The organism is Kurthia senegalensis (genome assembly GCF_000285595.1).
Classification (GTDB): domain Bacteria; phylum Bacillota; class Bacilli; order Bacillales_A; family Planococcaceae; genus Kurthia; species Kurthia senegalensis.
Genome location: NZ_CAEW01000055.1, coordinates 1 through 368 on the forward strand (window position 1 = coordinate 1; position 368 = coordinate 368).

Sequence of the window (368 nt, forward strand, 5' to 3'; positions counted from 1 at the left end):
GCAGATGGTAACTTCACAGTAGAAGTACCAGGATCGGTCGGACCAGAAGCTGATTTAACTGTAAAAGCTGAAAACTCTGCGGGTGAAGGCGACGGCGTTGATACGAAAACACCAGCAGATCCAGTAGTAGCACCAGCAGCACCAACAGACGTAACAACGACGGGTAACTCAACAGACGGCTACGAAGTAGTTGGTAAAACTGAACCAGGCGCAACCGTCAATGTGTACGATAAAGATGGTAATGAAGTCGGCACAGGTACAGCAGACGCAGATGGTAACTTCACAGTAGAAGTACCAGGATCGGTCGGACCAGAAGCTGATTTAACTGTAAAAGCTGAAAACTCTGCAGGTGAAGGTGACGGCGTTGA

1 protein-coding gene is annotated in these 368 nt (G+C 48.6%); it reads left to right on the forward strand.

The features are described from left to right. Positions 1-368, forward strand: a 368-nt coding sequence (locus tag KSHG_RS18445) for an Ig-like domain-containing protein (protein ID WP_010299950.1), incomplete at both ends; no start/stop codon positions are given.